Annotated in this window: 16 protein-coding genes; 2 read left to right on the top strand and 14 right to left on the bottom strand. The window is 62.6% G+C overall.

Annotated features, from left to right (window positions below; translation table 11 throughout):
- Window positions 1-25: 25 nt before the first annotated feature.
- On the bottom strand, window positions 26-5,899 hold the full coding sequence (gene uvrA / locus DT070_RS09370; protein WP_122955143.1) for an excinuclease ABC subunit UvrA: 5,874 nt from the start codon (window positions 5,897-5,899) through the stop codon (window positions 26-28).
- A gap of 247 nt (window positions 5,900-6,146) precedes the next feature.
- Between uvrA and DT070_RS09365 the strand changes: the two genes are divergently transcribed.
- Window positions 6,147-7,205 (top strand): ABC transporter substrate-binding protein, encoded by a 1,059-nt coding sequence (locus DT070_RS09365; RefSeq protein WP_122957339.1) that lies wholly within the window; start codon window positions 6,147-6,149, stop codon window positions 7,203-7,205.
- A gap of 125 nt (window positions 7,206-7,330) precedes the next feature.
- Here the strand turns inward: DT070_RS09365 and DT070_RS09360 are convergent, their stop codons facing one another.
- From DT070_RS09360 to DT070_RS09310, 12 genes are all read right to left on the bottom strand, one after another.
- Window positions 7,331-7,798 (bottom strand): hypothetical protein, encoded by a 468-nt coding sequence (locus DT070_RS09360; protein WP_122955142.1) that lies wholly within the window; start codon window positions 7,796-7,798, stop codon window positions 7,331-7,333.
- Window positions 7,799-8,003: 205 nt separating this feature from the next.
- Window positions 8,004-8,180, bottom strand: a complete 177-nt coding sequence (locus DT070_RS21290; protein ID WP_153976245.1) for a hypothetical protein — start codon at window positions 8,178-8,180, stop codon at window positions 8,004-8,006.
- A 111-nt stretch (window positions 8,181-8,291) separates the two neighbouring features.
- Window positions 8,292-9,950, bottom strand: a complete 1,659-nt coding sequence (locus DT070_RS09355) for an MFS transporter (protein ID WP_122955141.1) — start codon at window positions 9,948-9,950, stop codon at window positions 8,292-8,294.
- 263 nt (window positions 9,951-10,213) lie between these two features.
- The gene (locus DT070_RS09350; RefSeq protein WP_122955140.1) at window positions 10,214-10,864 is read right to left on the bottom strand and encodes a 2-hydroxychromene-2-carboxylate isomerase; all 651 of its coding nucleotides are present in this window, start codon (window positions 10,862-10,864) and stop codon (window positions 10,214-10,216) included.
- 20 nt (window positions 10,865-10,884) lie between these two features.
- Window positions 10,885-11,640, bottom strand: coding sequence for a YbaK/EbsC family protein (locus DT070_RS09345; protein WP_122955139.1), 756 nt, complete (start codon window positions 11,638-11,640; stop codon window positions 10,885-10,887).
- Window position 11,641: 1 nt separating this feature from the next.
- On the bottom strand, window positions 11,642-12,562 hold the full coding sequence (locus DT070_RS09340) for a hydroxymethylglutaryl-CoA lyase (protein WP_122955138.1): 921 nt from the start codon (window positions 12,560-12,562) through the stop codon (window positions 11,642-11,644).
- A gap of 143 nt (window positions 12,563-12,705) precedes the next feature.
- Window positions 12,706-13,644 carry a glyoxylate/hydroxypyruvate reductase A gene (locus DT070_RS09335; protein ID WP_122955137.1) on the bottom strand — a complete coding sequence of 313 codons (939 nt, stop codon included), beginning with the start codon at window positions 13,642-13,644 and terminating at the stop codon, window positions 12,706-12,708.
- Between the two features lie 40 nt (window positions 13,645-13,684).
- Window positions 13,685-15,676, bottom strand: a complete 1,992-nt coding sequence (locus DT070_RS09330; RefSeq protein ID WP_122955136.1) for an acetyl/propionyl/methylcrotonyl-CoA carboxylase subunit alpha — start codon at window positions 15,674-15,676, stop codon at window positions 13,685-13,687.
- The gene (locus DT070_RS09325; protein ID WP_122955135.1) at window positions 15,669-16,337 is read right to left on the bottom strand and encodes a DUF4126 domain-containing protein; all 669 of its coding nucleotides are present in this window, start codon (window positions 16,335-16,337) and stop codon (window positions 15,669-15,671) included. Before DT070_RS09325 ends, DT070_RS09330 begins: the two co-directional genes overlap by 8 nt.
- Before the next feature lie 4 nt (window positions 16,338-16,341).
- On the bottom strand, window positions 16,342-17,133 hold the full coding sequence (locus tag DT070_RS09320; protein WP_122955134.1) for an enoyl-CoA hydratase/isomerase family protein: 792 nt from the start codon (window positions 17,131-17,133) through the stop codon (window positions 16,342-16,344).
- Between the two features lie 13 nt (window positions 17,134-17,146).
- The gene (locus DT070_RS09315; protein WP_122955133.1) at window positions 17,147-18,280 is read right to left on the bottom strand and encodes an acyl-CoA dehydrogenase family protein; all 1,134 of its coding nucleotides are present in this window, start codon (window positions 18,278-18,280) and stop codon (window positions 17,147-17,149) included.
- A gap of 23 nt (window positions 18,281-18,303) precedes the next feature.
- A complete protein-coding gene (locus DT070_RS09310; protein ID WP_122955132.1) occupies window positions 18,304-19,926 on the bottom strand; it encodes a carboxyl transferase domain-containing protein in 1,623 nt (540 codons plus the stop codon).
- 170 nt (window positions 19,927-20,096) lie between these two features.
- Between DT070_RS09310 and DT070_RS09305 the strand changes: the two genes are divergently transcribed.
- Window positions 20,097-21,125, top strand: coding sequence for an AraC family transcriptional regulator (locus DT070_RS09305; RefSeq protein ID WP_122957338.1), 1,029 nt, complete (start codon window positions 20,097-20,099; stop codon window positions 21,123-21,125).
- A gap of 45 nt (window positions 21,126-21,170) precedes the next feature.
- Here DT070_RS09305 and DT070_RS09300 read toward each other — a convergent pair whose 3' ends face one another.
- On the bottom strand, window positions 21,171-21,959 hold the full coding sequence (locus DT070_RS09300; RefSeq protein WP_122955131.1) for a UPF0489 family protein: 789 nt from the start codon (window positions 21,957-21,959) through the stop codon (window positions 21,171-21,173).
- Window positions 21,960-21,986 lie beyond the last annotated feature (27 nt).

The raw sequence follows: 21,986 nt of genomic DNA, 5'->3' as shown, positions 1-21,986 counted from the left end.
AATAATTGGAACACGCCCATTCAATTCATACCCGTGCCAGCACGCTTTGCAACGCTTTTCCTGTGTGCGTACCCAACTTCACCACGGCTTCGGGCGGCGCAGATGCCACCACACGCCCGCCCGCATTCCCGCCGTCCGGCCCCAGGTCAATCACCCAGTCGGCTTCGGCGATCACGTCCAGGTCGTGCTCGATCACCACCACGCTGTGGCCGCCGTTGACGAGGCGGTGCAGCACGTGGATCAGCTTTTCGACGTCGGCCATGTGCAGGCCCACCGTGGGCTCGTCCAGCACATAGAGCGTGTGCGGCGCCTTCTGGCCGCGGCGCGTGATGTCGTCGCGCACCTTGCTGAGCTCGGTCACCAGCTTGATGCGCTGCGCCTCGCCGCCCGACAGCGTGGGCGACGGCTGGCCCAGCGTCAGGTAGCCCAGGCCCACGTCTTTCAGCAACTGCAGCGGGTGGCTGATGTTGGGCATGGACGAGAAGAAGTCCACCGCCTCATCGACCTCCATCTTCAGCACGTCGCCGATGTTTTTGCCGCGCCAGGTCACGGCCTGCGTTTCGGGGTTGAAGCGCGCGCCGTGGCAGGTTTCGCACAGCACCTTCACGTCGGGCAAAAAGCTCATGCCGATGGTGCGCACGCCCGCGCCTTCGCAGGTCGGGCAGCGGCCCTCGCCGGTGTTGAACGAAAAGCGCCCGGCGCCGTAGCCGCGCGCGCGGGCTTCCAGCGTATCGGCAAAGAGCTTGCGTATCGTGTCCCAAAAGCCGATGTAGGTGGCCGGGCAGGAGCGCGGCGTCTTGCCGATCGGCGTCTGGTCGACTTCGAGCACGCGGTCCACCGCCGCATAACCCTCGATGCGTTCGCAGCCGGTCCAGTCGGGCGTGTTGCCCTTGTCGTCGGCGTCGCGGCCCGACTTGGTGGAGCGCTGCATCACGCCCGCATGCACGTTGGTCAGCAGCACGTCGCGGGCGAGCGTTGACTTGCCGGAGCCCGACACGCCCGTCACCGCCACCAGGCGGTACAGCGGCACGGTGACCGACACGTCTTTCAGGTTGTGCAGGTCGGCATTGACGACGGTGAGCCAGGACGTGAAAGGCCCTGCTTCTGCCGGCGCCGCATTGTGCAGCGCGCTGGCGCTGGCTGCCGCGGCCTTGAGCGCCGCGGCTTTCAGCGTGGCGGCCTTCTGCTTGCTGACCGGCTTGGCGTTCACGTCAACGGGCGCCTCCTTCACGGCCGCCACCGGCGCCACGCCCTTGCGTGTTTCGCGGCGGACCTGCAGCGGGTGGATCAGCGGGTTCGCCAGGTAGCGACCCGTCAGCGATTCCGGCACGGCCGACAGCTGCGCCGCCGTGCCCTGCGCCACCAGCGTGCCGCCGCGCTTGCCGGCGCCGGGGCCGATGTCGATGATGTTGTCGGCGCGGCGAATCGTGTCTTCGTCATGCTCAACCACCACCAGCGTGTTGCCGCGGTCGCTGAGCTTGCCCAAGGCGCTCAGCAAAATCTGGTTGTCGCGCGGGTGCAAGCCAATCGTGGGTTCATCGAGCACATAACAAACACCCTGCAGGTTGGAGCCCAGCTGCGCGGCCAGGCGGATGCGCTGCGCCTCGCCGCCCGAGAGCGTGGGAGCGCCGCGGTCCAGCGTCAGGTAGCCCAGACCCACGTCTTCGAGGAATTCGAGCCGGCTCTTGATCTCGGGAATCAGGTCGCGTGCGATGCCGGCCTCGCGGCCCAGCAATGCGAGCTTTTCGACCCAGCGCCGCACGTCGGTCACCGACAGCGCCGCGATGTCGGCAATGCCGACGCCTGCGAACTTCACCGCGCGGGCCTTGGCATTGAGGCGTGTCCCTTCGCAGGTCGGGCAGGCCGTGCCGGCCACGTCTTCCACTTCGGGCTCGGCAAAACTTTGTTCGCGGCCCTTGTTGTCGTCGTCCATCACCGAGTCGTCAAACACCTTGCGCTGCTCTTTCGTGAGCTTGACGCCGGTGCCCACGCAGTCGGGGCACCAGCCGTGCTTGCTGTTGTAGCTGAAGAGGCGCGGGTCCAGCTCGGCATACGAGGTGGCGCAGATCGGGCAGGCGCGCTTGGTCGAAAACGCGATCAGCTTGCCGATGCCTTTGGCGCTGGCGCCGGCCATCATCGCGCCGCGCAGGCCGTCGAGCGGGGCGAGCACGTGGACGACGCCCTTGCCGTGCTCCAGCGCCGTCGTGAGCGCAGCACGCAGCGCGGCTTCGTTGTCGGGCGACACATTGATGTCGGCAATCGGCAGCTCCACCGTGTGTTCCTTGAAGCGGTCGATGCGCGGAAAGCCAGTGGTCGGCAAAAACTCGCCGTCGATGCGCAGGTGCGTGTAGCCGCGCGGGCGCGCCCAGTCGGCCAGCTCGGTGTAGACGCCCTTGCGCGCGATCACGAGCGGCGCCAGCAGGCCGATGTGCTGGCCGCGGTAGGTTTTGATCAATTGGGCCGCGATACTCTCGGGGCTTTGCGGCATCACGGCCGCGCCGTCTTTGGTGCAGTGCTGGATGCCCAGCTTGACGTAGAGCAGGCGCAGGAAATGCCAGACCTCGGTGGTCGTGCCCACGGTGGACTTGCGGCCGCCGCGCGAGAGGCGCTGCTCGATCGCCACGGTGGGCGGGATGCCGTAGACCGCATCGACCTCGGGCCGGCCCGCCGGTTGCACGATGCTGCGCGCGTAGGCGTTGAGGGACTCCAGGTAACGCCGCTGCCCTTCGTTGAACAGGATGTCAAAGGCCAGCGTCGACTTGCCGGAGCCGGACACGCCGGTCACCACATTGAACTTGCCGCGCGGAATGTCGACCGACAAACTCTTGAGGTTGTTCTCTTTGGCGTTGACGATCTGGATCAGGTTGGAAAAAGCCGGGCGTGTGGTCCAGGTTTTGGGGCGCGACTCTTCAACACCATGCACCTTGCCCATGGCCTGCTCGTACTCGCGCAGGGCCAGTGCGGTGTGCGATGTCGGGTGCTGGCGCACCTCTTCAGGCGTGCCCTGCGCCACCAGCAGGCCGCCGCCTTCGCCGCCTTCGGGGCCCAGGTCGATCAGCCAATCGGACGAGCGGATCACGTCGAGGTTGTGCTCGATGACGATCAGCGAATGGCCGGCTTCAAGCAGCTTGCGCAGCGCGCGCATCAGCTTGGCGATATCGTCAAAGTGCAGGCCGGTGGTCGGCTCGTCGAACAAAAACAGCGTGCCGCGGCCCGGTTGCCGGAGCGCCAGCGCCTGTTTGCTGGCGCTGGTGGTTTTGCTGGCATTGGCCAGGAAACCCGCGAGCTTCAGGCGCTGCGCCTCACCGCCGGAGAGCGTGGGCACGGGCTGGCCCAGCTTCACGTATTCCAGGCCCACATCCACGATGGGCTGCAGCGCACGCACCACTTCGCGGTCTTGCGCAAAAAGGGCAACCGCTTCACTCACCGTAAGGTCCAGCACGTCGGACACATTGAGCAGGCGCGGCTTCGCGTCGCCGATCGCCTTGCGCTCAATCGTCACTTCAAGTATCTCGGCGCGGTAACGCTTGCCGTCGCAGTCGGGGCAGCGCAGGTAGACGTCGCTCAAAAACTGCATCTCGACGTGCTCGAAGCCCGATCCGCCGCAGGTCGGGCAGCGCCCGTCGCCGTTGTTGAAGCTGAACTTGGTGGCGGTGTAACTGCGCTGTTTGGCCAGCGGCGCCAGGGCGAAGAGATCGCGCACCGCGTCCCACGCGCCCACATAGCTGGCGGGGTTGGAGCGCGCCGTCTTGCCGATGGGCGACTGGTCAACAAACACCACATCGGTCAGGTGGTCGGCGCCCATGAGGCGGTCATGCAGCCCCGGCGTTTCGGTCGCCTTGCCGAACTGGCGCAGCAGTGCCGGCGCCAGGATGTCCTGCATCAGCGTGGACTTGCCCGAGCCACTGACGCCGGTGACGCAGACCAGGCGCTGCAGCGGGAAGTCGACCGTCAGGTTTTTCAGGTTGTGGTCGCGTGCACCTTCGAGGATGAGGCGCGGCGTGTTCTCGGTCACCGCGCGCTTGAAGCCCATGCCCACCTGCTTGCGTGAGCCGAGGTAGGCGCCGGTCAGGGTGTCGGCATGCTTGATGTCGTCAGGCGTGCCGTCGAATACGATCTGCCCGCCCTTCTCGCCGGGGCCCGGGCCCATGTCGATCAGGCGGTCGGCCGCCAGCATGACGGCCGGGTCGTGCTCGACCACCACCAGCGTGTTTCCGGCGTCGCGCAGGCGGTGCATGGCCTGGGTGATGCGGTTCATGTCGCGCGGGTGCAGGCCGATGGAAGGCTCATCCAGCACAAACAGCGTGTTGACCAGCGAGGTGCCCAGTGCGGTGGTGAGGTTGATGCGTTGTACTTCACCGCCCGAGAGCGTGCGGCTTTGCCGGTCGAGCGTGAGATAGCCGATACCGACATCGCAGAGGTACTTCACGCGCGTCTGGATTTCCTCGAACAGGGATCTCAGCGCCTGCAGTTCGGCGTCGTCACCCATCACGTCGAGCGAGAGGCCGCTGAAGAATTGCCGCAGCCTGTCGATGGGCAGGCGCATCAGGTCATGCAGCGCCAGGCCCGGCAAGGCCTCGAGCTGCTCGCGGCTCCACTGCACGCCGACCGGCATAAAGCGCTGGCTGGCCGGCAGCACCGCGTCGGCGGCCTCTTTGGAGCCCAGGCGCCAGAGCAGCGACTCGAGCTTCAGGCGTGCGCCGCCGCAGGTCTCGCAGGGGGTGTAGCTGCGGTACTTGGACAGCAGCACACGGATGTGCATCTTGTAGGCCTTGCTCTCGAGGTATTCGAAGAAGCGCTTGATGCCGTACCACTGCTTGTTCCAGTTGCCGTCCTTGTAGCCCGGCGTGCCGTTGATGACCCAGCCCTGCTGCTCGGGCGTGAGTTTGTACCAGGGCGTGTCGCGCGGGATACCGGCCGCTTCGGCGTGGCGCATCAGGTCGTCCTGCGCTTCTTTCCAGGCGGGGGTCTGGATCGTCTTGATGGCGCCGGCGCGCAGGGTGAGTTTGTCGTTGGGGATCACCAGGCCGTAGTCGACGCCGATGACGCGGCCGAAGCCGCGGCAGGTCTCGCAGGCGCCCATCGCCGAGTTGAAGGAGAACAGCGAGGGCGTGGGGTTGGTGTAGCGCAGGTCGCTGTCGGGGCAATGCAGGCCTGTGGAGAAACGCCACATGACATCAGGCTGACCGTCTTCGGCGTGTTGCACGTAAATATTGAGACGCCCGCCACGTTTAAGCGCGGTTTCAATCGCCTCCAGCACACGGGACTTTTCCACCGCATGGGCGCGAAAGCGGTCTGCCACCACATCGAGCAGCTTGTGCGGGCCTGCCGGCGTGGCGACATCGCGCTGTGCATGCACACGCGTGAAGCCGCTGACGGACAGCCACTGCTCAACCTGCTCGGGGCTGGTGTTGCCCGGCAGCTCGACCGGGAAAGTCAGCACCACACGCGGGTCGCCTTCTTTGGTGCGCGCCATCAGTTCGGCGTAAATCGATTCGGGCGTGTCGTGCCGCACGCTTTGTGCGGTCTGCCTGTCGAAGAGCTGCGCGGCGCGCGCGTAGAGCAGCTTCAGGTGGTCGTTGAGCTCCGTCATGGTGCCCACGGTGGAGCGCGAGCTGCGCACCGGGTTGGTCTGGTCGATGGCGATGGCGGGCGGCACGCCTTCCACCTTGTCGACGGCCGGCTTGTCCATGCGATCCAGGAACTGCCGCGCATAGGCCGAGAAGGTCTCGACATAGCGGCGCTGGCCTTCGGCGAACAGCGTGTCGAACACCAGGGAAGACTTTCCGGAGCCGCTGGGGCCTGTAACAACCGTCATTTCACCGGTGCGGATATCCAGGTCGAGGTTTTTGAGGTTGTGCTGGCGAGCTCCGCGGATGCGGATGGTTCCCTGGGACATGAATGCGGTCTTTCCTGAAGAGGTCAAACATTCTAGACAGCGCCACCAGGTGCGCCTGGCCCGGGAATTAATGCCCCTTTTTCCCACTTTTTACACGCCCAATTAGGGCGGATTCTGGTTTTCCTGCTCGCGGTTTTTTCGCTTTCATGCTTAACTTGGCGCCGTCTGGATTGATTCACCAAGGAGAGAGACCGTGAAAAAAATAAGCTATCTGTGCGCGGCCATCGCCCTCGCGGCCGTGAGCCACATGAGCCAGGCGCAAATCCTGATCGGGCAGACTGCGGGCTTCACCGGCCCCGTGGGCGCCGGCGTCAAGGAAACCACGGAAGGCGCCAAGCTCTACATCGATTCGGTCAACGCCAAGGGCGGCGTGGGCGGGCAGAAGATTGAGCTGATCTCGGTCGACGACAAGTTCGACCCCAAGCTCGCCGCGGAAAACGCACGCAAGCTGATTGAAGAGCAGAACGTGCTGGCGCTGTTCCTGACGCGCGGCACCCCACACACCGAAGCCATCATCCCGTTGCTGGATAAAAATGGCGTGGCGCTGGTCGGCCCGTCCACCGGTGCCATGGTGTTGCACCAGCCCGTCAAGAAGCACGTTTTCAATGTGCGCGCCACCTACCAGCGCGAAGCCGAAAAAGCCGTCACACACCTGCACTCGATGGGCATCACGCGCGTCGGCATCGTGTATGCCGACGACAGCTTCGGCGCTGACGGCGTCGCGGGCGCGCAGAAGGGTCTCACCACCGCCAAACTGCAGCCCGCCGTGCTCGAGAAGTTTGACCGCGCCAAACCCGACTTCACGGCGATTGCGCCCAAGGTGTTCCAGTCCAACGCACAGGCCGTCATCATGGTGGCCTCCGGCCAGGCGGTGGTCGACGGCGTCAAGGCCTTTCGCGCTGCGGGCTCCACGGCGCAAATCGTCACGCTGTCCAACAATGCGTCGGGCGGCTTTGTCAAAAGCCTGGGCGATAACGCGCGCGGCGTGATCGTGACCCAGGTCTTCCCCTACGAGCGCTCGATCTCCTACCCGATGGTGAAAGAGGCGCAGGAACTGGCCAAGGCCAAAGGGGTGAGCGAAGTCAGCCCGGCCATGCTGGAAGGTTTTGCGGCCGCCAAGGTGCTGGTGGAAGGCCTGCGAAGGGCCGGCGCGAAACCGACCCGCGAGAAAATCCAGGCGGCGCTGGAAAGCATACGCAAGCTGGATATCGGCGGACTCGAAGTGAGTTTCAGCCCGGAAGACCACACCGGCCTGGACTTCGCCGATCTGTCCATCATCGGCACGGACGGCAAATTTAAGAGATAACACACCCCCGTGGAGGCTTCGCCTCCACCCCTTGCAGGGGCCGCGATCCGGCTCTGCCGGGCGCAAGGCGCCTGTTCCCTGCAAGGGGAGGGGACGCTACACGCAGTGAGCGTCAGCAGGGGTGTTCAATAGTACAGGGCGGCCTCAAGTTCCTTGAACTTCTCGGGGCCCACGGCTTCCTTGATTTTGGGCGCAAGCTCCTTGAGCTTGTCGATGTCGCCTGCAGCCTCCACCGCAAGATTGAGCCGGAAGCCGCGCAGGCCCAGGCCGGCGGTGAGCCGCGTGGCGATGGGGTAAGCCCGTGAGTAATGCTCCTGCGCAGTCAGCGTGGGCGATCCGTCGGCATTTTGTGCGGAAACGGGTGCGGCAGGCACAGCGGCGACGGGGGCCTGAACGGCGGCAGGTGCCAGCAGACCCAGCGAGATGAGGTGGTTGATATCTTCCGCCGTAACGCCGAGCCCTGTGGTTGCCTTGACAACCTCTTCCATGCTGCGCTTGCCGTCAAACATGATGAAGGCCGATCGCTGCCTAGGGGTCAAAAGGGAACGGTCAGTCAAGGCAGCCTGGCCTTGCTCCGTCTTGGTATAGATCATCCGCATGTCTCCAGTAAAAACGCCAGGGGTGCTTCCACCTGTGGTGCTAAACACTATTCAGAGACTGTAATATTTTTGTTTAACGCCCCTCGGATTCAATTTACCCGATTTTTGGCGGCAATGCACCTCTTTTGGGCTGTCTTGGGGGTATGACCTACATACCAGCGTGTCTCATCAAGGTCCCCCGCGGGGGACGCTTTGCGCGTCAGGCGCTGGGAGCGGCCGTCAAAACGGCGGCTGAAACAAGGGGCGCAACAGCTGGCAATGCGCCGTGCTTTTCACCGCCCATGTCGATATCGCCGCCCTTGTTCAACAGGAATATGGCCAGTCCGGCAATCACCAAAAAACCCACAACAATTTTCCACATCTTTCTTTGCTCCAAAAAAAAAGCAGGCCCTCGGCAAAGGATGGCGAGGGCCCGCAAAGTACACAAGGCGTTAAAGCCTCAAGGAACCGGCGAAGGCCAGTGGCCCGCGCCGGCATCAGGGATCAATCAGTCGTCAGCGTAGATATCCACATCTTTCGTTTCCTTGATGAACAAGGTTCCCACCACCAGCGTCATGCCGGCGATGATGATCGGATACCAGAGGCCGTTGTACATATTGCCGGTCTGCGCCACGATGGCAAACGCCGTCGTAGGCAGCAGGCCGCCGAACCAGCCGTTGCCGATGTGGTACGGCAGGCTCATCGACGTGTAGCGGATGCGGGTCGGGAACAGTTCCACCAGCATGGCAGCAATCGGGCCGTACACCATGGTCACCAGGATCACCAGGTAGAACAGGATGAGCGTGACCATGACCTTGTCGACCTTGGCCGGGTCAGCCTTGGAGGGATAGCCGGCTGCCTTCAAGTCGTCCGCAACGAGCTTCTTGAACTCGGCGTCCTTCTTCTTGGCGTCGTCGGCGCTCAGGCCCTTGGCGCTGTAGCTCGGAATGGCGGTTTCACCAATCTTGATGGTGGCCACGGTGCCAGCGGGTGCGGCAACGTTTTCATAGCTCACCGAAGCGCCTGCCAGAACCTGCTTGGCGATATCGCACGAGCTGGTGAACTTGACGGTGCCGGTCGGGTTGAACTGGAACGAGCACTCGTTCGGGTCAGCGGTCACGACCACTTTGTTCTTGGCTTGTGCAGCAGCAAGGTCAGGGTTGGCGGCTTTGGTCAGCGCGGTGAACACCGGGAAGTAGGTGACCACAGCCAGCAGGCAGCCGGCCATGATGATGGGCTTGCGGCCGATTTTGTCGGAGAGCGTACCGAAGATCACGAAGAAAGGCGTGCCCAGGATCAGCGAGTAAGCCACCAGGATGTTGGCGGTAGGACCGTCAACCTTGAGCGCTTGCGTCAGGAAGAACAGCGCGTAGAACTGGCCGGAGTACCAGACGACGGCCTGGCCGGCGGTCAGGCCGATCAGGGCCAGGATCACGATCTTCAGGTTTTTCCACTGGCCGAAAGATTCGGACAAGGGAGCCTTGGAGGTCTTGCCTTCAGCCTTCATTTTCTGGAAGGCAGGCGATTCGTTCATCGACAAACGGATGTAGACCGACACGCCCAGCAGCAGGATGGAGACCAGGAACGGAACGCGCCAGCCCCAGTCGGCAAAAGCGGCTTCGCCCATGGCGGTACGCACACCCAGGATCACCAGCAGGGACAGGAACAGACCCAGCGTTGCCGTGGTCTGGATCCAGGAGGTGTAAGCACCGCGCTTGTGTGCAGGGGCGTGTTCGGCCACATACACGGCAGCACCACCGTATTCACCGCCGAGCGCGAGGCCTTGCAGCATGCGCAGGGCAATCAGGATCACCGGAGCAGCAACGCCGATGGAGGCGTAATTGGGCAGCAGGCCCACGATGAAGGTAGACAAGCCCATGATCACGATGGTGACCAGGAAGGTGTACTTGCGGCCGATCATGTCGCCGAGGCGGCCGAACACCAGCGCGCCGAAAGGACGCACGATGAAACCGGCCGCAAAAGCGAGCAGCGCAAAAATGAAGGCGGAGCCGGCATCCAGTCCGCTGAAGAACTGCTTGGCGATGATGGCTGCGAGTGAACCGTAAAGGTAGAAGTCATACCACTCAAATACGGTGCCGAGCGAGGAGGCGAAAATCACCTTCTTCTGCTCGGGGCTCATCGGTCTGTTATCGACGGCTGTTGCCATGATGTTGTCTCCAAAAATAGTGAGGCTTCCGGCATGGAAGCTACCTTCATTATTTTTGGAATCCCTGACCTAGCTCTGACGTGAAAATAACAGGAGCTTGCGTGAAACTTATGCGTGGCTGACAACTCAAGGGGAAACCCTTGAGAAACTTTTCAGCATGCGAATACGCTCAGGGAAAACGCTTAGAACCTTCTTAGGCGTGAAAAAAAACCCGCTTACACGCCCACGAACTTGCTTACGGGTATGTCAGGCCTTTAAGCGCATCACGCCTTGCGCGTGATGCCCACCGCAACCTGGGTAACGCTGTTCCAGCTGTCGCCTTCAAACCATGCGTTGCCCAACAGGTATTCACGCAGCATGGGCAGCGCGTCGAAACCCCAGAAAACTTTGTCGTCAACATGCATCGCCGGCACACCGAAGACGTTCAGGGCAATCGCTTCGTCGGTATTCTTTTTGAGCTGCGCTTTCGCTTCATCGGCACTCAGGTGCTGTTGCGGCGCGAGCTGCGCCGTGAGCGCGGCAAGGCGCACTTCGTCGGCCGCTTCGGCACCACCCCGCCAAACGTGGCGAAGCATCGCCTCGCAAACATAGCGGTTGATGCTTGCCGGGTCGGCCGGTGTGCCGCAGGCGCTGGCCAGGCGCAGCAGGGGCAAGGGGTTGAAGGGGTGGCTTGCCGGCATCTTCATTTCAATGTCCTTGCTGTGCGCATGCCACAGCGCCTGCCGATAGGTCCAGTCGCGCTTGGGCGCGATCTCGGCCGGGCCCAGCTGGCCGTGGTGTTTGAGCATGGCGGCAAACAGCACTGGCCGGTAGCTGACGCTATAGCTCAGGCCCTTGAGGGCTTCGGGCAGATGCTCGAACGCGAGGTAGGCATAAGGCGAGATGACGTCGAAGTAGAAGGTAATTTGCTTCATGGGCTCTCCCGCTGTCTCGTTTAGTTGCGCATGGCCGCCATGCGTTGGCCTATGGTCCGCCAGACCTCACGTTGCGCATCAGGGCCGGAACGGGCCCACGCCGTGATCTCGCCCAGTGTGCGAAAGCACCCTTCGCACAGGCCCGAGTCTGCATTGATGCGGCACACCGAAATGCAGGGCGAGGGCACAAAGTCACCTTCGGCTTCCACCGTGCGGCCACGTTCAGTCACCATGTCGATGGCCTGCTCGCGGGCGATTTTTTCCTCATCCATGTCCACCGCCACATCGACCACCGGTGCGCCGGTCAGCAGCTCAAGCTCCTGCGGCATCAGCTTGAACACCGCATGCGGATGCCCTGCCGCAGCCCACACTTCTTCAAAGCGCATCAGGCTCAGGTCCATCAGCACGATGACCTCGGTGACATGCGCCAGCGGCGACACACCGCCGATGGAGAAGCCCGTTTTGGCCTTTACGAATTCGGCATCGGCCCGGCCGACGCGCTTCCCGTCAGTACAAACCAGGGCTTCGACTTTCCGTTCATCCACCCGCCTGTCGCCAGATGTGACGACCAGAATGGCCGCCTCATCCGACTTGCGGCGAAAGATGATGCTCTTGGCGATCTGGCCCAGGCGCACGCCCAATGCGTCGGCCGCTTGTTGCGCAGTGCGGGCCGCGTCGTCGAGCATCACGGGCATGTGCGGATGGCCGCTTTCCTGGAGCACAGCGACAACCCTCTGCACGCCCTCAGGCAGCGTTTTCAGTTCGGCACCGCACATGTCAATTCATTCGTTTATTGAGAAGCGCTGTCGCAGCGCGTGAATTCGGCTTGCGGCCCAGGAAGTCGCTGATGAATTTTCCGGCATCGATCAGCTTCTCCAGGTCAATGCCGGTCTCAATGCCCATGCCGTGGAGCAGGTAGACCACGTCTTCAGTCGCCACATTGCCGGTGGCGCCTTTGGCAAAGGGGCAACCGCCCAGGCCTGCCGACGAGGTGTCGTATTGCCAGACACCCATTTGCAGCGAGGTGAGCGTATTGCTCAAGGCCTGGCCATAGGTGTCATGGAAATGCCCCGACACATCGTCGAGGTCAAAATGCTTGAGCGTCGCGTCCATCGCGCGCTGCACCTTGAGCGGCGTACCCACGCCTATGGTGTCGGCCACACCCACATGCTGCACGCCTATGCCCTTCATCAGGCCGGCCAGCATGTCGACGCGCTCCGGCGCGATCTCGCCTTCATAAGGGCAACCCACCGTGCAAGACATGGCGCCCCGCACAAAAATGCCTTTTTCGCGCGCGGCCTCAACCACGGGTCGAAAGCGCTCAATGCTCTCGGCAATCGAGCAGTTGATGTTCTTCTGGCTGAAGGCCTCGCTGGCCGCACCGAACACCACGATCTCGTCAGGCCATAGCTCGCGCGGCGGAGCAATCGCGGCTTCAAAGCCCTTCATGTTGGGCGTCAGCACCGAGTAGCGCACACCCGGCTTGCGTTTGATGCCCGCCATCACTTCCGCGTTGTCGGCCATCTGCGGCACCCACTTGGGCGACACATAGCTGGTGACTTCAATTTCGGTCAGGCCCGCATCCTGCAGGCGGTGCACCAGCTCAATCTTCACGGCCGCCGGCACCTCGGCTTTTTCGTTCTGCAGCCCGTCGCGGGGCCCGACATCGACAAGCTTGACTTTGGAAGGTAGTTTCATAGAGCTCTTTCAAGTAGTCACATGCGGGCACCGGTTTCCAGGCCAGCATGAGCCGCGGAACTGGCTTTGCCAGGCCGCAGGCGGGCAGACCCCTCGGGGGGCAGGAAGCTACACGCAGTGAGCGACCGTGGGGGCCACATTCTTCAGTATCCCTTTTTCGGGTCAACCACACCGGCGAGGGTGGAAATCGGCGCGCCATTGGCCAGGCTGCGTATCTTCTTTGCAATCTGGGCAATGCTTTCCTCGCGCAGCGTGCGGGCCGAGGTATGCGGTGTGATGGTGATCCTGGGGTGCTTCCAGAAAACATGGTCGGCCGGCAGCGGCTCGGTGCGGAACACGTCCAGCGTCGCGCCGGCCAGGTGCCCGTTGTCGATCAGCGTGATCAGGTCGCCCTCGACCAGATGGCTGCCGCGCGCCACGTTGATCACGTAGCCACCAGGCTGCAAGCGCGACAGGGTGTCGTGATTCATGATGTTCTGTGTGTCTGGCGTCAGGGGCAGCAGGCACACCAGGATGCGGCTGGCCGCCAGGAAATCCTGGAAGCCCTGCCCGCCCGCCTCGCCTGAAAAGCCCTTTACGCCTTCAATCGTCTTGGGCGAACGGCTCCAGCCATTGACCGGAAAATCAAACTGCGCAAGCGCGCGGCTGACGCGTTCACCCAACACACCCAGGCCCATCACGCCGATGGGAAAGTCGGCGCGCAGCCGGGGCTTGCGGTAGGACCATTTTCCGGCGGCGATATCGGCCTCATAGTTGTCGAATTCGCGAAAGTGGCGAATCACCGCGTGGCACACATATTCGGCCATTTGCGCCGACATGCCGGCATCGTCCAGACGCACCACCGGCACACCGGCCGGAAGCCGCAGCTTCATCAATGCATCGACGCCTGCGCCAATATTGAAGATGCCTTTGATTTGCGGCTGTTCGTCAAAAAACTGCTGGGGCGGCATCCAGACCACGGCGTAGTCGGCGGGTTCATCGCCGGCGGACCAAAGACTCACTTGTGCGTCGGGGAACGCGGCCTTGAGGCCGTCTACCCAAGGTTGGGGTTTGGTGTCGGAGCAGCAAAAACTGATGCGCATGAAAAATCCCGCTGAAATTACGTTTGGCGTCAAAACACCGTCAAACGGCTATTTTCAACAATTCCGCGCCTTCGCTCACCTGGTCGCCCGGCGCATACAACAGTTCCTGCACCACACCGTCGGCCGGCGCTGCAATCGTGTGCTCCATTTTCATCGCTTCCATCACCGCCAAGGGCTGGCCTTTGCTCACCTTGTCACCGGCCTTGACGGTAAACGACACCACCTTGCCGGGCATGGGCGCCGTGAGGCGGCCGCCCTCGGCATGCGCCTCGCCCGCATGGGCCAGCAGGTCAATGGAAAGGATTTGCGTCGCGCCTTTGGCGGCAAATATATGGTCGAGCTCGCCTTGTGCATACACCGCCGCGGTGATGCGCTGGCCGGCAAACTGCACGTCAATGCCTTGCGCGGTTTCGGTGAATACCAGCGGGCCCGATGCTTCGCCGATCGCCAGTTGCAAAGCGCCGTCATGCAAATACGTCAGCGTGGCCTTGGCGGGCTCGCCATGAAACTCAAATTCAAAGCGCCGCTGCATCGTGCCGTGTGAGCGCCAGCCATCGCGCCGGCTGAAAGGGTCAGTTCCCTCAGCCGCACGCTCATCCAGCAGCGCCTTGGCCACGGCCGCAGCAGCCGCCATCGCCAGGCCCACGGGCTCTTGTTTGAAGAGCACGGCTTCTTCGCGCTGGATCAGCGCGGTGTCGAGGTTGGCATTGGCAAACGACGGGCTGCGCACCACATAACGCAGGAACTGCACATTGGTGCTCAGGCCCACGATGCGGGTTTGCGCCAGCGCGTCGTCCAGCCGGGCCAACGCTTCCTCGCGCGTGGCGCCGTGGACGATGAGCTTGGCCACCATGGAATCGTAGTACGGCGAAATGGCATCGCCTTCACGCACGCCGTCATCCACACGCACCTGACCACGCTCGAAGGCGGTGTGCACCGGTTTCCTGTAGACATTCAGCGATCCGGTGGCTGGCAGGAAGTTGTTGTCGGGCGTTTCGGCGCAGATGCGCGCTTCAATGGCGTGGCCGTTGATGCGCAGCTGGTCTTGCGCCATCGGCAGTTTTTCGCCCGAGGCCACGCGAAGTTGCCATTCGACCAGGTCCAGGCCGGTGATCGCTTCGGTCACTGGGTGCTCGACCTGCAGGCGGGTGTTCATCTCCATAAAGAAGAAATTCATCGAACCATCTGCACGCTGCTCTACGATGAACTCGACAGTGCCAGCACCGACGTAATTCACGGCACGCGCTGCGGCCACGGCCGCCTCGCCCATCTGCTTGCGCATGGCTTCCGTCATGCCGGGGGCCGGCGCTTCTTCCAGCACCTTCTGGTGGCGGCGTTGCACCGAGCAGTCGCGCTCAAACAGGTAGACGTAATTGCCGTGGGTATCGCCAAACACCTGGATCTCGATGTGGCGCGGGCGCTGGGCATACTTTTCCACCAACACCGCATCGTCGCCAAAGCTGTTGATGGCTTCCCGTTTGCACGATGCGAGCGCAGCTTCAAAGTCTTCGGTCTTGTCGACCGCACGCATGCCCTTGCCGCCGCCGCCCGCGCTGGCTTTGATCAGCACCGGGTAGCCGATGCGATCGGCCTCGCGCTTGAGCAGGGCCGGGTCCTGGTCACTGCCGTGGTAGCCCGGCACCAGCGGCACGCCGGCTTTTTCCATCAGCTGTTTGGACTCGGCCTTCAAGCCCATGGCCTTGATGGCGGAGGCCGGCGGGCCGATAAAAACCAGTCCGGCATCGGCGCAAGCCTGTGCAAATTCTTCGTTCTCGCTGAGGAAACCATAGCCGGGGTGAATCGCTTCAGCGCCCGTGGCTTTGGCGGCTTCAATGATGCGTTCCCAGCGCAGATAGCTGTCCTTGGGTGCGCTGCCGCCAATGTGGATGGCCTCGTCGCAGAAGCCGACATGCTTGGCGCCTGCATCCGCGTCGGAATACACCGCGACGGATTGAATGGCCATGCGCCTGGCAGTAGCGGCAACCCGGCAAGCGATCTCTCCACGGTTGGCAATGAGAATTTTTTTAAACATGGTCGTTCTTTGAGAATGGAGACTTCAAGGTGAAAGCGGAAGCGGTACCAGGATCAGGTCTGCCGCTAAAGATACGGGCCACGCGGATAAACAGTTGACGCAGGAAGCGCCAGCAAACCCGTATCAGCCAGACGCTGAGCGCCAACACAATGGCCAGCACCACGACAAAAATCAGCGGGTGTGCAATCGCCAGCCACAGGCCCAGCGGCACCAGGCCGTCTTCGAGCAGCGAGGCACCGATATTGCTGAAGGGCTCGGGCGAGGTGTTGATGGCCGCGCGGCTGGTGGCCTTGGCCGCAAAGCTGGTGGCGGCCAGCGTGCCGCCCAGCAGGGCCGCCACCAGCGCGCCCAAGCCGTTGTCGGCGCCGAATACCGCGGCCGCCAGAGCAGCGCCTGCCGGAACTCGGATGACACCATGCACCACATCCCACAACGAATCCAGACCCGGAATCTTGTCGGCAAAAAATTCAATGAACACCAGAAAGCCGCTAACACCCAGCACCACCGGATTCGACAGCAGCTGCAAACCCGCAGGCAGATCGACCCAGCCCATAAACCCCGCCAGGCCGGTGAGCATTACAACGAGGTACAGGCGCACGCCGCTTGCCCAGCCCAGCGCGCCGGCCAGGGCAACGAGTTGTGCGGTGTCCAGGGTGTTCATGACGTCATGCAGGTTTGGCTGGCAACCACGAAGGCTTGCGCTTTTGCAGGAAGGATTGAACGCCTTCGCGGCCTTCCGGGCTCACGCGCACGTCGGCAATGCTTTGCACCGTCATCTGCGTGAGTTCGGGTGTGATGGCCTGGCCGGCCACGTCCTGCACCAGCTTTTTGCACAGCTTCACGGCTTCGGGGCCGGCATTGACGACGGCTTTCACCAGCTCGGCCACCTTTGCGTCCAGCGCGTCGGCCGTCACCACCTCGTGCACAAAACCAATGCGCAAAGCCTCGGCCGCGTCAAACCGCTCGGCCGTGAGGAAGTAGCGATGCGCAGCCCGCGCGCCCATGGCTCGAATCACATACGGGCTGATGGTGGCCGGAATCAGGCCCAGCTTGACTTCACTGAGGCAGTAGCCGGCCGTATCGACCGACACGGCCATGTCGCACGCCGCCACCAGGCCGGTGCCGCCCGCGTAGACATCGCCCTGTATGCGGGCAATGACAGGCAGGGGGCATTCGTAAACCGCCTGGATCATGGTCGCCAGGCGGCCCGCGTCTTCCTGGTTTTGCTCATAGGTGTAGTCGGCCATGCTACGCATCCAGTTCAGGTCTGCACCCGCACAGAAGGCCGGGCCGTTGGCCGCGAGCACGATGCAGCGAACGTCATCGCGCAAGCTCAACTCCACAAAGGCCTGCGTCATTTCGGCGATCACCTCCTGGTTAAAGGCATTGCGCACGTCGGGGCGGTTCAACGTGACGGTGGCGACCAGCGCCTCGACTTGGATGGTCAAGTGATTCATGTTCAGTATTTCATTAATAACGTTTGGCCACTTCTTCCAGCATGACTTCCGTCGCGCCGCCGCCTATGCCCAGCACACGGGCGTCGCGCCACAGGCGCTCAATCGCCGTTTCGCGGATAAAGCCCATGCCGCCGTGAAACTGCTGGCAGGTCTGCAGCACTTCGTTGACGAGCTCGCCCGTCAGCGCCTTGAGCATGGACACCTCTTGCACGATGTCGCGGCCCTGCGTGACGGACCAGGCGCAGTGGTACATAAACTGCCGCGCCGCGCGGGTCTTGGCGTCCAGCATGGCGATGCGCTGGCGAATGGTTTGTTTGTCCCACAGCGTGGCGCCGAAAGCCTGGCGCTGGCGCACATAGTCCAGCGTCATCTGCAGCGCCTGCGTGCAGTGGCCGACGGCCATGGCCGCCAGGGCGATGCGTTCGGTCTGGAAGTTCTTCATGACCGAATAGAAACCCTTACCCTCTTCGCCCAGGAGGTTACCGGCCGGGATGCGCACGTTGTCAAACACCAGCTCAGCCGTATCGGAAGACAGCCAGCCGGTTTTCTTGAGCGCACGGCCCACGGTAAAACCGGGCGTGCCCTTCTCGACGATAAACATCGACACCTGGTGCCGCGCCGTGCCGGTCTTGGCCGCGACGAAGTAGAGGTTGGCGTGGACGCCGTTGGTGATGAACATCTTGGTGCCGTTCAGCACCCATTCATCACCCTCGCGTTTGGCGGTCATGCGCATGCCGGCCACGTCGGAGCCCGCGCCGGGCTCGGTGATGCCGACGGCGGTGATCGTCTTGCCGGCAATCACGTCGGGCATGTACTTCGCCTTTTGCGCCGCATTGCCCGCATGGAACAAATGCGGGCTGGCCATATCGGTATGCACCAGCACCGTGATGATGAAACCGCCAAAGGTCGACTGCGACAAGGCCTCGGCAAACACCAGGTTGGTCAGCGCATCGGCCTCGCCGCCGCCGAACTCTGATTCATACATCAGGCCCAGCAGGCCGGCATCACCCATCTTGCGCAGCACCTCGCGTGGCACGCAGCCTTCTTCTTCCCAGGTAGCAGCAAAGGGCTCGACTTCGCGTGCAATGAAACGGGCGATCTGGTCGCGCAGCAGCTCGTGCTCAGGGGTGATGTAGATGTTGTCCATGGCGTGCTTTGTGGTTGCTGCGGTTACATACGGAAGACGCCGAACTTCGTGTCAGGAATCGGTTGATTGAGCGTGGCCGAGAGGCCCAGCGCCAGCACACGCCGGGTATCTGCCGGGTCAATCACCCCATCGTCCCAACCGCGCGCGCTGGAGTAATACGGATGCGACTGGTGGCCAAACTGGTCCAGCACCGGCTGCTTGAAGGCGGCCTCTTCTTCAGCGCTCCAGCTGCCGCCCTTGGCTTCAATGGCGTCGCGCTTGACGGTGGCCAGCACGCCGGCGGCCTGCTCGCCGCCCATCACGCAGATGCGCGCATTCGGCCACATCCACAAGAAGCGCGGCGAATACGCCCGGCCGCACATGCCGTAGTTGCCGGCGCCGTAGCTGCCGCCGATGATCACGGTGAACTTGGGCACCTGGGCCGTGGCCACCGCCGTCACCATCTTGGCGCCGTGGCGGGCAATGCCTTCGGCTTCGTATTTGCGGCCGACCATGAAGCCGGTGATGTTCTGCAAAAAGATCAAGGGCACCTTGCGCTGGCAGCACAGCTCGATGAAGTGCGCGCCCTTCTGGGCCGATTCGCTGAACAGGATGCCGTTGTTGGCGACGATGCCCACGGGCATGCCCTCAATGTGCGCAAAGCCGCAGACCAGCGTGGGGCCGAAGCGCGCCTTGAATTCATGAAACTCGCTGCCGTCGACGATGCGGGCAATCACCTCACGCACGTCATACGGCTTCTTGGTATCAACCGGGATGACGCCGTGCAGCTCCTTCGGGCTGTAGAGCGGCGGCACCGGCGTTCGCAGGGCCTGGTCGAAACGCTTGGTTTTGTTCAGGCTGGCAACAGCCTGGCGGGCCAGGGCCAGCGCATGCGCGTCGTTTTGCGCCAGGTGGTCGGCTACGCCCGACAGGCGCGTGTGCACATCGCCGCCGCCCAGGTCTTCAGCTGAAACGATTTCGCCAATGGCCGCCTTCACGAGCGGCGGGCCGCCCAGAAAGATGGTGCCCTGGTTCTTGACGATGATGGTTTCGTCGCTCATGGCGGGTACATAGGCGCCGCCGGCCGTGCAACTGCCCATCACCACGGCGATCTGCGCAATGCCCTGCGCGCTCATGTTGGCCTGGTTAAAAAAGATGCGGCCAAAGTGGTCACGGTCAGGAAACACGTCGTCCTGATTGGGCAGATTGGCGCCACCCGAGTCGACCAGGTAGATGCAGGTGAGGTTGTTTTGCATGGCCACTTCCTGCGCGCGCAAATGCTTTTTCACCGTCATCGGGTAGTAGGTGCCGCCCTTCACCGTGGCATCGTTGCACACAATCATGCAGTCCACCCCATTGACGCGGCCAATGCCGGTGATGACGCCGGCGCAGGGCGCGCTGTCGGTGCCGTCCCTGTCGGGGTACATGTCTTTGGCGGCCAGAGGGCCGAGCTCGAGGAAAGGCGTGCCCGGGTCCAGCAGCATCTGCACGCGGTCACGCGGCAGCAGCTTGCCCCGCGACACATGCCGCGCCCGCGTGGCCTCGCCGCCACCCAGGGCGGCCTTGGCGATTTGCGCGTTCAGGTCGTCTACCTGCGCCTGCATGGCGGCGGCATTGGCCTGAAAGTCGGCGGAACGGGCGTTGAGTTTTGTCTCCAGAGCGGGCATGGCGGTTCCTGAAATACGAATGAGGGGCGCTGAAATCGGGCCGGCTTGCACCGGGCCGTGGGGTGCATGTGCCCTACCTTAGCGCTAAACAGCCAGCTTAGCGAAAACCCGCCCCATCGACACAGCCAATGAGGTTGCAAATCCTGCCACCGAGGCGGAAAATTGCCACCATGCCAACGAAAGCCACCGCAAAGCCCACCAGCCCACCCAAAGCCGCCACGCCCATGGCCTTTGCTAGAAGCATTGCAGCTGCCTACAAGCGCCACAGCCAAAGCCCCACAGAAGCCCTGAAACTGGCACAGATCACGCCAGCGCAACTCAAACAAGCCAACGCCCACATCACCGCCCGCCAGATGGAGCTGCTCTCAGGCGCCGCCATGCAGGAACTGGGCGACGAAGGCCTGGGCGCCTTCAGCCGCAAACTGCCCTGGGGCAGCTACGGCATGCTCGCCCGCGCATCGATCAGCTCGCCCAACCTGGGCGTGGCCCTCAAACGCTGGTGCCGCCACCACGCGTTGATTGCCGACGACATCACCCTGCGCGTCGTCACCTCCGGCGACACAGCGGCCATCACGGTCGAAGAGAAAGAGCCGGGCAAGGTCGGAGAGTTTGGCCTGGTCCACGTACTGCGCAACATCCACGGCCTGGCCTGCTGGTACGTGGACTCGCGCATCCCGTTGCAAGGCGCAAGATTTCCGTTTGCTACGCCGCCGCATGTGGAAGCCTATGGGCTGATGTTCCCCGGGCCGCTGCAATTCAATGCCGCACAGGCCGAGATCCGCTTTGATGCGCGCTACCTGGCCTTGCCGCTGCGCCGCGATGAAAAAGCCTTGCAGCAGATGCTGCAGCGAGCCTTGCCGCTAACGGTATTGCAGTACCGGCGCGACAGGTTGCTGGTAGAGCAGGTGCGCCAAGCGCTGGCGAACCCTGCGGTGGCCTCACACAATGCGGAGACTTTGGCTGCTGCACTGAATATGTCGGCGCGCTCATTGCACCGCCAAATTCAGGAAGAAGGCGCTTCGCTGCAACAGCTCAAGGATGAGGTGCGGTTTGAGAAGGCGAAGGAGTTGCTGCTGAGAACCTCAAAGCCTATCAAGCAGGTGGCTGAGGCTTCGGGGTTTCGGAATGAGAAGAGTTTTATTCGGGCGTTTCAAATTTGGGCGGGGATGACGCCCGGCGATTTCAGACGTAAAAGCTAGCTACGCAAGAGTATGGGGTAAGACTTAGTGAGTCACGACCAAAGCCTAAATCCTTGCCAGCAATCGAGAGAGTATCGAAGCATGGTCAGGGGCACATTTGTCATCGAGCCAAAGTTCTTCAACGCACTTTGGCTCGGTCGCAATGGTAATAGCCAAGGCGCCAGCCATCAGTCGCCGAAGCGTCGAGTCGTCGCGCGGCTGCGTTGCACTCCAAGAATGAAAGCAGTCGAGATCGATATCTAGGATATATGGCTGTGTCTCTACAGTGGGCAAACCAATTGATGCCGCAAGCGCGTTTGCGCGGACGAGCTGATCTTCAAGGTACGTGCTCTCGATGATCTGGTCCGAGTGGTGACGCGCGCACTCTTCGTCATAGGTCCGCTTTTCACAGCCAATCGCGCACCTATGCGAAATGACGTATAGACCGTCTCGCCGTGTTTCGCCAAGATCCGAACCTCCTCCATCACTAAGCTGGATCGAAAACGATCGGACAAGGATGCCGCACGCCACCGCCGCTTGGATATGCTCGTCGTGCGCGAGGATGTCAATCGCAGCGGCCAGAGACGCGTCATCCTGCCGATTCAGCTTTGCGAGCTGCTCAGCGCGAATAGCTTCGATCTCCTCGTCCTCTCCCGCACCCTCCGTTTTCAGAAAAGCATACTTTCGGAAGGAATCGTCCGTGTCCATATGGTGGTCGACGGTGATGAGCGTCGGCGGGCGCTCCAAAGCGCGCCGCTCTACCGCCCAAGCGGCCAGCGCTTTGTGGTGGTCGTCAACGATATATACGCGCTTTCCGCGAATCTGGCGAAGGTCGTAGAAATCTGTTAGCGCCATAAGAGGTAGAGGCTAAAGGTCCACCAG

It is taken from the genome of Polaromonas sp. SP1 (genome assembly GCF_003711205.1).
Classification (GTDB): domain Bacteria; phylum Pseudomonadota; class Gammaproteobacteria; order Burkholderiales; family Burkholderiaceae_C; genus Polaromonas.
Note: the sequence above shows the minus strand (reverse complement) of the source record. Positions and strands in the feature narration are given on the sequence as shown.